Raw genomic sequence first — 12,331 nt, forward strand, 5'->3', positions numbered from 1 at the left:
CAAGTAGGCGCTGTTTGCGGACAGATTGGCGCCAGGTCTTGACCGGGAGGCCTCACGTTCCTAGCTTATGGCGTCAATGAATTCGAGAATTTTCCGAAAATTTTTCGGGATTGAAGTGCGGCCGTCTTCACGCCTGTCCCGTCCCTGATCCCCCGGCGTGGCCGCCCCCGCGGTTCATCGGGGTCACCCCACCCCCGCCCCCAAGGAGTTCTTCTGATGTGGTTCCGCCATCCGTCCCCGGTCCGCCTGAGACGCTTACTCGTCGTCCTTGCGCCGCTGCTGCTCGTGGCCACCTTCCTCGGTGCCCCGCCCGCCGCCGCGGCGACCGTCGACACCAACGCCTGGTACGTGCTGGTCAACCGCAACAGCGGCAAGGCCCTGGACGTCCACAACCTGGCGACCAACGACGGCGCCCGCATCACCCAGTGGACCAGGAACGATCAGAACCAGCAGCAGTGGCAGTTCGTCGACTCCGGCGGCGGCAACTACCGCATCAAGTCCCGCCACTCCGGCAAGGTTCTGGACGTCCACAACCGGTCCACCGCCAATGGCGGCTCGATCGTCCAGTGGACCGACCAGAACGCCACCAACCAGCAGTGGCGGCTGGCCGACAGCTCGGACGGCTACGTGAGGCTCATCGCGCGCCACAGCGACAAGGCCCTCGAAGTACAGGGCGGCTCCACCGCCGACAACGCGAACATCGTCCAGTACGACGACTGGGGCGGCACCAACCAGCAGTGGCAGCTCGTCAAGGTCGGCAGCGGCAACCCTCCCGGTTCGTGCAATCTCCCGTCGAGCTACCGCTGGACGTCCACAGGCGCGCTGGCGCAGCCCAAGGCCGGGTGGGCCTCGCTCAAGGACTTCACCGTCGCCCCCTACAACGGCAAGCATCTCGTCTACGCGACGACGCACGGCGCCGTGGGAACGGGAGCGGGCTGGGGTTCGATGAACTTCGGCCTGTTCGGCAACTGGCCGGAGATGGCCTCGGCCAGTCAGAACACGATGTCGAACTCCGTCGTGGCGCCCACGCTCTTCTATTTCGCACCGAAGAACATCTGGGTGCTCGCCTACCAGTGGGGAGGTGGCAGCGCCTTCTCCTACCGGACGTCGAGCGACCCCTCCAACCCCAACGGCTGGTCCGCACAGCAGGTGCTCTTCTCCGGAAGCATCACCGGCTCCGACACCGGCCCCATCGACCAGACACTCATCGCTGACGGCCAGAACATGTACCTGTTCTTCGCCGGTGACAACGGCAAGATCTACCGGGCCAGCATGCCGATCGGGAACTTCCCGGGTAGTTTCGGCTCGACCTACACAACGGTCATGAGCGACACGAAGAACAACCTGTTCGAAGCCCCGCAGGTCTACAAGCTCCAGGGCCAGGACCGCTACCTCATGATCGTCGAGGCGATCGGCTCGCAGGGCCGATACTTCCGCTCGTTCACGGCCACCAGCCTGAACGGCTCATGGACACCCCAGGCCGCGACCGAGACCAACCCCTTCGCCGGCAAGGCCAACAGCGGCGCCACCTGGACCAACGACATCAGCCACGGCGAACTGATCCGCACCACCGCCGATCAGACCTTCACCGTCGATCCCTGCAACCTGCAGTTCCTCTACCAGGGACGCAGCCCCAACTCCGGTGGCGAGTACGGCCACTGGCCCTACCGTCCGGGTTTGCTGACATTGCAGCGCTGACGGCGTGACGCGGTCCGGCTCCGGTATGGAGCAGGCCTGTCGGGCTCGGCGGAAGGCCGAGCCCGACAGGGTCACGCGGGGGTCGGCTCGACGATCCGGCGTTTCGGGATGGAGGGTGAAGCCCCTGGCTCCGGGGGAGGGGGCACGTTGCGCGCGACCGGGGCTGTGTGCTCTGAACCGGTACCGGGAATCAGGCGGCGACGAGCTCCCGCTCGCGGTCCGGCGTTTGGACCTTGGGCTTCTTGTTCGGCAGCGAGAGCCGGAAGACCTTGTGCCACGCGGAGAACACCTGCTTGGGCAGCGGGCCGGTGACGTACTCCAGCTCGTACTTCTCGAACAGCGCGCGCACCTTCACCGCGACCTCGGCGTACCGGTTGCTCGGCAGGTCCGGGAACAGGTGGTGCTCGATCTGGTGCGACAGGTTGCCGGTCATGAAGTGCATGGCCTTGCTGCCGCTGATGTTCGCCGAGCCCATCATCTGGCGCAGGTACCACTGGCCGCGCGTCTCGCCCTTGATCGACCGGCGTTCGAAGACCTGTACGCCCTCGGGGAAGTGCCCGCACATGATCACCGAGTGGGTCCAGATGTTGCGGACCAGGTTCGCGGTGAACGTGGCGCCGAGCGTGGGGAGGAACGACGGGCCCGAAAGCAGCGGGTGGATCACGTAGTCCTTGAGCACCTGCTTGCGGATCTTTCGGCCCACGGCCCTGGCCCGCGCGCGGAACTCCGGCTTCTTGCGGCGGTGCTTGCTCAGGTTCTTGCCGAGCTCCAGGTCGTACGCCGCGATGCCGTACTCGAAGAAGCAGGCGTTGATGAAGTTCCACAGCGGCTGGCCGAGGTGGAACGGGTGCCACTTCTGGTCCTCGTCGACGCGCATGATGCCGTAGCCGAGGTCGTTGTCCTTGCCGATCACGTTGGTGTACGTGTGGTGCAGCTCGTTGTGCGAGTGCTTCCACTGGTCGGCCGGCGAGACGTGGTCCCAGTCCCAGGTGGTGGAGTGGATCTTCGGGTCCCGCATCCAGTCCCACTGGCCGTGCAGGATGTTGTGGCCGATCTCCATGTTGTCCATGATCTTCGCCACGGAGAGGCCGGCGGTGCCGATCAGCCACGCGGGCGGGAAGATTGAGAACAGCAGCACGCCCCGGCTGGCCAGCTCGAGCTTGCGCTGCGCCGAGATGACCTTACGGATGTAGGCGGCGTCTTTCTCGCCGCGGTCGGCGATCACCTCGTCGCGGATCGCGTCCAGCTCGCGGCCGAGCTCCTCGATCTGCTCCGCGGTCAGGTGGGCGGTGGGGTCGATGGCGGTCAAGGTGCTCCTACCGTTCGATGTCGCAGGGGCCCGCCGCGGCGGACACGCAGGTCTGGATGAGGACGCCGGGCTCGGCCTCGGTGATCTCTCCGGTGCGCAGGTCGCGGACGGCGCCCGCCTTGAGCGGCGTGACGCAGCCGAAGCAGATGCCCATGCGGCACCCGGAGGGCATGAGCACGCCGGCCTCCTCGCCGATGTCCAGCAACGGCGTGGCGCCGTCCGCGTCGACGGCCTTGCCGGTGGCGCTGAACGTGACCTCGCCGCCGTCGCCGGCGACGACGATGCTGGGGCGGAAGCGTTCGGTGTGCAGTCGCTCTTGGACGCCGTGCTCACTCCAGTGCTCTTCGGCGGCGTCGAGCAGGCCCGCGGGCCCGCAGGCCCAGGTCTCGCGCTCGGCCCAGTCGGGCACGAGCTCGTCGAGACGGGTGATGTCGAGCATTCCGTCCGTGTCGGTGTGCACCTCGGTGAGCCGCAGCTTCTTGTCCGCGACCAGGCCGTGCAGTTCGTTGCGGAAGATCACGTCTTGCGGCTGTGGCGCGCAGTGGACCATGACGACGTCGTCGAGCTCGGTGTCGCGCAGCATGCCCATCACGGGTGTGATGCCGCTGCCGGCCGTCAGGTAGAGCACCTTGGCGGGCGGGGCCTGCGGCAGTACGAAGTCGCCGGTCGGCTGGTCGAGCTGGATCAGCGTGCCCGGTTTCGCCCTGCGGACCAGGTGGTTGCTGACCTTGCCGTCCGGGATCGCCTTCACGGTGATCGTGACGCGGCCGTCCCGGCGGTTTGTCGGCGAGGTGAGGGAGTAGGCACGCCACAGGCGCACCCCGTCGACGTCGACCCCGATCCGCACGTACTGACCGGCTGTGTGGCCGCGCCAGCCGCGTCCCGGCCTGATCACGATGGTCGCGGCGTCACCCGTCTCGGGGCGCACGGCCTCGATGCGTCCACGCAGGTCGGCGCCCGCACGCAGCGGGCTGATCAGGTCGAGGTAGTCCGACGGCAGCAGCGGCGTCGTGACCATCTCCAGCAGATTCCACGCCCTGCTGCGGAGGGCTGTACTCGTCATGACCCCAGCTTGGTGCGCCTCAAGGCGTAAAGTCCTGACCGCAGGACGTAAATCTGGTCGACTGAATTGTTCGCAGGGAACAAAAACATGAGCCATGCAATCCGGAGGGCCAGCGAGCTGGCCCTGGATGAGACGACGGTCACCGCGCTTCGGGCCGCGCTGAAGAGCACCGCCGACGAGGTCGTCCAGGCGATCATCGACGAGGTTCCTCCCTACGCCAACGCCCTTTCGGGCCGCATGGGCGCCACCATCCGCCGAGCCGTCCGCACCGCCCTGGGGCACTACCTGGACCTCGCGAGCGGGAACGCCACAGGCGGCGACGCCGGTGACGCGGCCTATGAGCTGGGCCGCGGCGAGGTGCGCGACGGCCGTTCGATGGACGCCCTGCTCAGTGCCTACCGCGTCGGCGCCCGCGTGGCCTGGCGATGCCTGGCAGCGGGTGCCGTACCCGCGGGTCTGCCCGCCGCCGAGGTCGCCAAGTTCGCCGAGCTGACCTTTGCCTACATCGACGAGCTCTCCGCCGCGAGCGCCGCGGGCCACGCCGACGAGCTGGCCGCCCGGGGCAGGGACCAGGAGCGCCACCTGGAACACCTGGCCCGTGACCTCCTCGCCGGGGCGAGCCCGGACGTGCTCCTTGCCTCTGTTCAACGGGCCGGGTGGCAGCCTCCGGCTTCGCTGACCGCGGTCCTGCTGCCCGCGGCCCAGGCCCGGCCTGCCTACCGCGCGCTCGACCCGAGCACCCTCGTCCTCGACGATCTTCCGGATGCCACCGGTGTGCTGCTCGTCCCCGATGCCGACCGATCACATCTCTTGCGGCGTCTGACCGACCGCACCGCCGTGGTCGGCCCGGCCCGGCCATGGACTCGTGCGTCGGCCTCGTACGCACGAGCCGTACGCGCGCGCTCCCTCTCCTCTGATATTCGCGACACCGAGGCCCACCTGCCCGAGCTGGTGCTCAGCGCCGACGCGGACGCGTTCGCGGACCTGCGTGCCCGAGCCCTCGCACCGCTGCGGACCTTGCCTGTCGCGACCGCACGGCGGCTGGAGGAGACGTTGCGGGCCTGGCTGCTGCACCAGGGCAGGCGGGACGAGGTGGCGGCGGCGTTGTTCGTCCATCCCCAGACAGTCCGGTACCGGATGTCGCAGCTGCGGGAGCTGTTCCCGGATCTCGCATCGCCACACCGGGTCCTTGAACTGACGCTGGCGCTCGGTCTTCAGGGCAGCTGACGCGTACTACGACCGTTCACGACCGCGTCCGCGAGCGGTCCAGGGTTCGTGCCCCGCTCTCGGTGCCGTCAGCTGGCTCATGCGGGCGGGGGCCAGGCCGCTCGCGCTGGGGACCAGCCTGGTCCCGCGGCGGCCCGTGCCTCCCTTCCGACAGGTCAACCGGACGATCGACCGGGCCGGCTTGGCACACCGCGCGAGGGATGATGGGGATGGAATGACGGAACGTGAGGTCAGGAGCTTGCATGGCGAACCGGGTTCACCGACCCCGTGAGGACGCGGAGTTCAATTTCATCCTCGGGATGAGCGGAGTTCCGGTCCTCGCATACTTCACCGGGACATGGCCCAAGGCAATCGAGCCCTGCCGGGTGATGGACCTCGTCGTGGGCGGCATCGCCGACGAGTTCACGGGCCGCCTGACGGCCGTCCGCGCCGACATCACGCGTTGCCCGGCCGCAACCGAGCGATATGGGATCACCGGAGCCCCGTCCTACGTCCTGCTGAAGGAGGGAGAGGTGGTGACGCACGGCGCGGGGCCTATGACCAGCACCGAGGTACGGAAGCTCCTGGACGACCACCTCTGAGCGACCGCCGCGGCACGAGGCCGCGACGCCCGTCACGTCTCGTCTCTGACTGGCGACGGCCAGCTCCATCCACACACTGGTGACCGTGCGCCCCGAGCGGGTGTGGCAGCGCGTGGTGTCCTCGATCCGGTGCATCACCAATCGGTGGCCGTCGTTCACCACACGCCGCTGTCGCACGGCAGTTTCTCCGATGAGGTCGGCCGCGAACTCTTCTCGGCGACCGTCGAGCCGTCGAGGCTCGTCGGCTGGTAGAGCGCCGACTCGCCTGAGTGCGGCTGACGCAACCGCCACCCTGCCCCGTTCGGACCTTGTCCGGGCGGGGCTTCGTTGTTCGTGGCGAGTGGTGTCGGAGTGGCCTTACGGCAGCAACGCACTAGGCACCGCGTCGCCGCTCGCCCAGCCGACCAGGGCCGGGTTGTCAGGGGGCGGCTGGCGTCGGGGCCTCCGGGACCGTTGCCGTGACGGCGAAGGCGACGCTGTAGGTGAGGGTGTCGGGGCTGTCCAGGTGCTCCATGAACAGGCGGAAGAACTCCTCGGCCAACTGCTCGCTGCCCAGCGCGGCCGTGGCCGTGGGCCTCGCGACGTCGAACTTCAGCGCCCACTGATCACGCCGCACGGGATCGATGCTGCCCGCGATCAGGTGATACGGCTCGACCGCGACGTCGATGTCGCGCAGCCCGCAGTGAACGGCCACGGTGTACAGCTTGCGCCCCACCTGCCAGTCGAAACCACGCTCGCCCGTGCCCGCGAGCACGCTGGAGAGCAGCTCCTGGAGCCGGTCGTCGACCGGGTGGTTCCAGTTCAGCTGACCGTCGAGTTCGTACAGCACGATCGTGCCGCCTCCCCGCGTGACCCTGGACAGTTCCCGGACCGCGGCCTCCACGTCCGGCACGAACTGCAACATGAGCCGGCAGTAGCTGAGGTCGAAGGCCCCGTCGGGGAAGGGCAGGCGGCGGACGTCGCCCTCGACGGCGGTGCCTCTGCCGCCGAGATTCCGGCGCGCCTCGGCGACCCGGTGGCTGCCGATGTCGACGCCGGTGACGGTGATGTCCCGGCCGCGGTCCGCGACCGTGGCGGCGATGACACCGGGGCCGCAGCCCGCGTCGAGGACGTTCATCCCGGGCCGCAGGTGCGCGCCGATCCAGTCGTCGACCCATCGGTCGGGGTCGACCTTCTCGCTGAGACGGCGTGCTTCACGCGTGTCCTCCATGAGATAGCGCATGCTCAGGCACTCCGTCGTCGTTGCTGCTTCCGGTCGCTGTAGGAGTCGCACACGGCCTGGCAGGCGTGCCGGAATCCCGCGCGCGTGGTGATGATCTCGGCGTACTTACGGGTGGGGTGCAGGCCGAGTCCGTTCAGGACGCGCGTGGCCCCCGGAGTGGACATGACCGGGATCGGGACACCCGGGTAGTCCCGGTAGACCTCGTGTGCGCGGTGCAGCAGCGACGCCGCCGCCTTGCGCAGCACGGCCGGGTCCGCGGTGTGATCGAGGATCAGGTCGCACTTGTTCTCGAGCAGCGAGGGATTGATCCCGAACGCGCCACGCTGGCAGAGGGCCATCCCTACAAGCCGGCCGCGGGCGTAGGCGGCAAGCGGGATTTGATAGCGGCGCAGTCCGCAGCGGCCCCAGATGCGGTCGAGTGTGTCCCACCGGGCGTCGGGGCCGGTGAGTTGGCCCGCCGCGGCGCACAGCGGCCCGCGGGACTCGGCGACGAGGTCCAGGTGGTCATCGGTCAGCGCGCCGTCCAGCTCCTCGACGCGGATCTCGGCGTACCGGAGGTCACCACCGGGCCGGTAGGGGATGTAGTCCAGGCCCACGACGGTGGTGTTGGCGCGGTCCTGCGCCACCCGGTGCGCGAAGTCCGCCGCGACCGGGTGCTCGGGCCTGAACCAGCTCGAGCGGAAGCGCGCACCGGCCTCCGAGAGCCGGCGGTAACCGGCGACGACCGCCGCACGCGTGACGTAGGGATTCTTGCCGTTGGACACCAGCGACGTCAGGGCGTACGTGTGCTCCGCGGCTCGCCACAGCGTGATCGCCGCCCATGCTCCACGCTGGTCGGAGCAGTAGACGAGGGTGAACAGGTCGTCCGGACTGCTCAGTGCGCGGTCCCAGTTGGCCCGGACGAGGGCCAGATTGCTCCCGAGCATCTTCCTCTTCTGCTCGTAGAGGAAGCCCGCCTCCTCGTACATCGTCTGCAGTTCGATCCCGTCGATCTCGTTCACGGCGATCCGGTAGCCGTCCAGCATCGGCGCGAATTCGGGGAGATGGTCCAGGTCTTGCGGGTAGTCGTGGCGAAGCATGAGTTCAAGCCTCCGTTCAGCGGCTGGGAGGGGCACGGCGGTCAGTTGCCCGCGTCACTCCGCGGGCCGCCGGGCGGCGATCAGCACGTATCCGATCTCCGGCGTCCGCTCGAGCCTTCGTCCCTCTTCCAGCCGCCGCTCGAACTCCTCGGCACCGATCGCCTGCACGTATTCGTCGCGGCAGGCTTCCGCGCCCGCCACGAAGTGGCGGCCCGATCGGCGGGTCCGGTCGCTGACGTCGGTGACTTCCAGGGGCTCGAGGCCGGCCTCCCGCAGCAGCGCGCCGTATTCGTCGATCCGCACCATGGAATAGGTCTCGTCCGACGTCGACGCCTTGGGCTCGCCGTCACCGGTGTCGCCGGGCAGGGTCGGCCGGGCGATGTCGGCGAGCGCCAGGCGCCCGCCGGGACGCAGCACGCGCCGTATCTCCTTGAGCGCCTGGAGCTTGTCCGGCATGTGCATCATCGACTCCAGCGACAGCACGCCGTCGAACGTGCCGTCCCGCCAGGGAAGGTTCATGGCGTCGACGACCTCGAAGGAGGCCGAGCCGGCCAGGCCGGTCGCGTTGCCGGCGCGTTCGTTGGCGAGCGCCACCTGACGGGGGCTGATGGAGATCCCCTTGATCGTCACCGGGTGGTCGCGGGCCAGCTTGAGCGCCGGCGACCCGATGCCGCAGCCCGCGTCGAGCACGTACTGACCGGGCCGCGGGTCGAGCCGCGAGATGACCTGCTCCGTCATGTGGTCGACGGCCTCTTCGAAGCTGCTGTCGTCGTCGGGGCCGCTCCAGTAGCCGTAGTGGAGATTGCCGTTCCACAACTTGGCCATGACGGTGGTGATCTCGTCGTACATGTCGGCGACCTTGCTGCTGCTGGGCGCTTGCTCTGTCGTCATCGCGCATCAGCCTCTCTCGGCGGGTGTGTGCGTGGGGGTGCGTGGGGTGTGCGTCGTCAGGACGGCGGTCAGCTTCCGATGCTCTGGCCGAACCGGAAGAAACCGCCGGGGTCGTAGGCCTGTTTCACGGCGGTCAACCGTGCGTAGTTCTCTCCGTAGTAGGCCGTGCGCCAGTCGGAGAGGTGCGGGTCGGGGAAGTTGATGTAGTCCTCGGGGATGCCGTACCGGTCGCACACCTCGAAGCCCTTGTCGGCCCACTTCTGCGCGGCCTCGCGGCTTCCGGCATCCGGGCTGTCCTCGTTCAGGCCGACCGTGTAGCCGATGTAGTACTGCGAAGTCCGGTGCACGTACGCGGTCTCCCCGCGCCCCACCCGATTGGCCCGGCCGCCCAGGGCGAAGAAGGTCAGATAGCGGAACTGCTCCCCGACGCGGTCGGCGTCGAACGCCTCGATGAGTTCACGCACCGCGGTACGCGACAGCGGCCGGTCCGCGAGCCGTCCGCGGTCCACCGCGAAGTGGTAGCGCGGGATCTTCGCCTCGGGGTTGCTGCCCACCAGGTGGCACTCCTCGACGGAGTAGTCCCCGCACTCGTACAGCTGCATCGAGGCCTTGTCGTAGGGCAGGTCGGCGACGTCCTCGGTGGCGGGCCGCCGCCCGATGGCGTCGACCAGTTCGTTACGGGCCCGCCGGAAGTCGCCCTCGCTGCCCAGGAAGGCTCCGTGGAGCAGGAGGTGCGGGACCGCGCCGGGTGTCGACTTCGCCAGGAAGATCGCCAGGGTCGACCCCCAGGAGTCGGGGGCGTGCCGCAGCCATTCCAGATAGGCGTGGGTGACGTCGACGGCGTGCTCCCAGTCCCAGGTCAGGTTGAAGTTCACCAGGGAGGGGATGGACACCGGCCGCACCTGGAAGTCGGTCACGATCCCGAAGTTGCCGCCGCCCCCGCCCCGCAGCGCCCAGAACAGGTCGGCCTCGGACTTCTCCGACGCCCGCACCACGCTGCCGTCGGCGAGCACCACTTCGGCGGATTGCAGCATGTCCGAGCCCAGGCCGTGCTTGCGGGTCGCCCAGCCGATGCCGCCGCCGAGGATGTAGCCGCCCGGACAGACGGTCGGGCACAGTCCCGAAATGGTCTGCAGGCCGTGCGGTGCCAGCTGGTGCACGATGTCCACGGCCTGCGCGCCCGGCCCCAGATGCACGGAGCCGTCGCCGGGGCGCACCCGGTTCATCCGGGAGACGTCGACGATCAGGCCCTCCGTGGTGGACCAGCCCGCGTAGTTGTGGCCGCCGCTGCGCGGGGCGACCGGCACGTCGTGGGCGGCCGCGAAACGCAGACAGTGCGCCACGTCGCCGGCCGTCTCGCAGTACGCGACGCACTGTGGACGGACGGAGTTGAACTGGCCGAGAACCATGGTCTTGGCCTGCTCGTAACCGCGATCGGCGGGCAGTACGCACTCGCCGCGCAGCGTGTCGCGTAGCCGCGCCCAGGGAATGCGGTCTCCTGTCCGGCCGTGGGCCTGACTGTAGGCCTGATGGCCTCCGGTGCTGACGGCGGCCGCTGCCGCCGCCCCGGCTCCCAGTCGCAGCGTCGTACGTCGGTCCAACACGGAAGGATCCCTTCGGGTCGCGTGGCTGGTCGGCATTCCTGGTCGGCATGTCTGGTGAGGGGTGTCAGCGTGCGGTCGTGCCGACGGGGGACCGCACCGTCGTGGCGCCGGGACGGGCAGCGCCGCACCAGTGGGTCAGCGCGCCGCGCAGGGCGTGGGGGTCGTCGGCGTCACCGGCCCACGCGACATAGCCGTCCGGGCGGGCGAGGAGTACCTCGGGCAGCCGGACGCGGCCCTGGGCGTGGCTGCGGACGGCATGGATCCGCTCGCCCCACCCGTCGGCCGCGAGGTCCGCGGCACGGCCGCCGGTGGACTGGTCGAGCAGGACGAACCGCCGCCGCCGGAAGAGTTCGAACAGCCGCCCGCCGTTGCCCTCGCGGCCGTGCAGGGTGGCGTCCGGGACCCGGGTGCCCACCAGGGTGTTGTGCCGGTCCCGGTGCGGCGGCGGATAGCGCAGCGTGAAGTTGGCGAACTCCTTGAGCACCGGCGTCTGGAGCGGCCCGAAGCGGCCGCCCTTCATGATGAGCCAGCGTGCCAGCCGGGCCGGCGGGGAGTCCGAGATCTCGAAGCGGAAGTTCATGTCCGTCTTGCGCAGGGTGGCCTCCGCGATCGGCAGCCGCTCCTGCTCGTAGGAGTCGAGCAGGCCGTCCGGGGCCCGGCCGTGCAGTTCGGCCGACAGTTTCCAGCCGAGGTTCATCGCGTCCTGGATGCCCACCTGTAATCCCTGCCCGCCGGAGGGTATGTGGGTGTGCGCGGCGTCACCGGCCAACAGCACCCGTCCGCGGCGGTATTGGGTGGCGTGCCGCTGCGCGCTGCGGAACCGGGACAGCCACAGGGGGTCGTAGGGGGCCAGGTCGATGCCGAGGATGCCGCGGATGCTGTCCGACGCGTCGTCGAGTGTCAGGGGTTGCTCCACCGGGACGGTCATCTTCTGCCGGTCGAGGATGATGAGGCGGAAGGTGCTGTCGCCGAACGGATAGGCGGCGACCATGCCGCGGCGCGTGATGCGTGCGTAGATCTCCGGGTCCGGGGGACGGCCGAGCGGAGCGTCGACGATCATCAGAGACTGGTGGTAGTCGCGGCCGGGGAAGGGGATGCCGACGCTCTGGCGTACGGTGCTGCGGACGCCGTCGCAGCCGACGAGGAAGTCCGCGGTCTGCGTCCGCCGGGTGCCGTCGGAGCCGGTGATCTCGACCCGTACGGCATCCGGGCCCTGGTGTACGGCCGTTACTTCGGCCCCGCGCTCGATCTGCGCGCCTTCCCCGAGGGCCGCCTTCTCCAGGAGTTCCTCGGTGCGCGACTGCGGGATGATCAGGATGTAGGGGAACGGGGTGTCCAGGCGGCGGTAGTCCAGGTGTCCGCGCAGGTCGCCCAGCGGCGGGTGGGTGCAGGGCAGCCCCGCATCGAGGTAGGGCTCCAACTGGCCGCGCATGTCGAGGAGTTCCATGGTGCGGGGCATCAGGCCGAAGGCCCGGGAGTACGGCGACGGCCGGCGCCGTTTCTCCACGACGTGGCACCGGATGCCTGAGCCGCTGAGTTCGCCGGCGAGCGCGAGGCCGGTGGGGCCGGCTCCGGAGATGAGGACGAGGGGCGGGTCGGTGGACACGGGGACTCCTGGGGGCTCTGCCGAAGAGGGGAGGGGGCAAAGGCGTGCGAT

The 12,331-nt window shown here is 69.3% G+C and carries 10 protein-coding genes; 3 read left to right on the forward strand and 7 right to left on the reverse strand.

What is annotated here, in order from left to right; genetic code table 11:
- Positions 1-216: 216 nt before the first annotated feature.
- Positions 217-1,698: a non-reducing end alpha-L-arabinofuranosidase family hydrolase gene (locus ACWGI2_RS40765; RefSeq protein WP_453701037.1), complete on the forward strand. Its 1,482-nt coding sequence runs from the start codon at positions 217-219 to the stop codon at positions 1,696-1,698.
- Positions 1,699-1,888: 190 nt separating this feature from the next.
- Here ACWGI2_RS40765 and ACWGI2_RS40770 read toward each other — a convergent pair whose 3' ends face one another.
- The gene (locus ACWGI2_RS40770; protein ID WP_453701038.1) at positions 1,889-3,007 is read right to left on the reverse strand and encodes a fatty acid desaturase family protein; all 1,119 of its coding nucleotides are present in this window, start codon (positions 3,005-3,007) and stop codon (positions 1,889-1,891) included.
- Between the two features lie 7 nt (positions 3,008-3,014).
- Positions 3,015-4,025 (reverse strand): ferredoxin reductase, encoded by a 1,011-nt coding sequence (locus ACWGI2_RS40775; protein WP_453701072.1) that lies wholly within the window; start codon positions 4,023-4,025, stop codon positions 3,015-3,017.
- 132 nt (positions 4,026-4,157) lie between these two features.
- Between ACWGI2_RS40775 and ACWGI2_RS40780 the strand changes: the two genes are divergently transcribed.
- Positions 4,158-5,297 carry a PucR family transcriptional regulator gene (locus ACWGI2_RS40780; protein ID WP_453398279.1) on the forward strand — a complete coding sequence of 380 codons (1,140 nt, stop codon included), beginning with the start codon at positions 4,158-4,160 and terminating at the stop codon, positions 5,295-5,297.
- Positions 5,298-5,539: 242 nt separating this feature from the next.
- A complete protein-coding gene (locus ACWGI2_RS40785; RefSeq protein ID WP_453398278.1) occupies positions 5,540-5,878 on the forward strand; it encodes a thioredoxin family protein in 339 nt (112 codons plus the stop codon).
- A 418-nt stretch (positions 5,879-6,296) separates the two neighbouring features.
- On the opposite strand, the gene ACWGI2_RS40790 is transcribed toward ACWGI2_RS40785, so the two are convergent.
- The 5 genes from ACWGI2_RS40790 to ACWGI2_RS40810 form a co-directional block, all read right to left on the reverse strand.
- Positions 6,297-7,100, reverse strand: coding sequence for a class I SAM-dependent methyltransferase (locus tag ACWGI2_RS40790; RefSeq protein ID WP_453701040.1), 804 nt, complete (start codon positions 7,098-7,100; stop codon positions 6,297-6,299).
- Between the two features lie 2 nt (positions 7,101-7,102).
- Positions 7,103-8,179: a hypothetical protein gene (locus ACWGI2_RS40795; RefSeq protein ID WP_453701041.1), complete on the reverse strand. Its 1,077-nt coding sequence runs from the start codon at positions 8,177-8,179 to the stop codon at positions 7,103-7,105.
- A gap of 54 nt (positions 8,180-8,233) precedes the next feature.
- On the reverse strand, positions 8,234-9,070 hold the full coding sequence (locus ACWGI2_RS40800; RefSeq protein WP_453701043.1) for an SAM-dependent methyltransferase: 837 nt from the start codon (positions 9,068-9,070) through the stop codon (positions 8,234-8,236).
- A gap of 68 nt (positions 9,071-9,138) precedes the next feature.
- The gene (locus ACWGI2_RS40805; protein ID WP_453701044.1) at positions 9,139-10,674 is read right to left on the reverse strand and encodes an FAD-binding oxidoreductase; all 1,536 of its coding nucleotides are present in this window, start codon (positions 10,672-10,674) and stop codon (positions 9,139-9,141) included.
- Between the two features lie 64 nt (positions 10,675-10,738).
- A complete protein-coding gene (locus ACWGI2_RS40810; protein WP_453701046.1) occupies positions 10,739-12,280 on the reverse strand; it encodes an FAD-dependent monooxygenase in 1,542 nt (513 codons plus the stop codon).
- Positions 12,281-12,331: the final 51 nt, after the last annotated feature.

The organism is Streptomyces sp. NPDC054866 (genome assembly GCF_053610745.1).

Excerpts from the sequence above, each read along its gene's own strand:
- ACWGI2_RS40765 (WP_453701037.1), top strand. The coding sequence starts at position 217 with ATGTGGTTCCGCCATCCGTCCCCGGTCCGCCTGAGACGCTTACTCGTC.
- ACWGI2_RS40775 (WP_453701072.1), bottom strand. The coding sequence starts at position 4,025 with ATGGTCACGACGCCGCTGCTGCCGTCGGACTACCTCGACCTGATCAGC.
- ACWGI2_RS40780 (WP_453398279.1), top strand. The coding sequence starts at position 4,158 with ATGAGCCATGCAATCCGGAGGGCCAGCGAGCTGGCCCTGGATGAGACG.
- ACWGI2_RS40785 (WP_453398278.1), top strand. The coding sequence starts at position 5,540 with ATGGCGAACCGGGTTCACCGACCCCGTGAGGACGCGGAGTTCAATTTC.
- ACWGI2_RS40790 (WP_453701040.1), bottom strand. The coding sequence starts at position 7,100 with ATGCGCTATCTCATGGAGGACACGCGTGAAGCACGCCGTCTCAGCGAG.
- ACWGI2_RS40795 (WP_453701041.1), bottom strand. The coding sequence starts at position 8,179 with ATGCTTCGCCACGACTACCCGCAAGACCTGGACCATCTCCCCGAATTC.
- ACWGI2_RS40800 (WP_453701043.1), bottom strand. The coding sequence starts at position 9,070 with ATGACGACAGAGCAAGCGCCCAGCAGCAGCAAGGTCGCCGACATGTAC.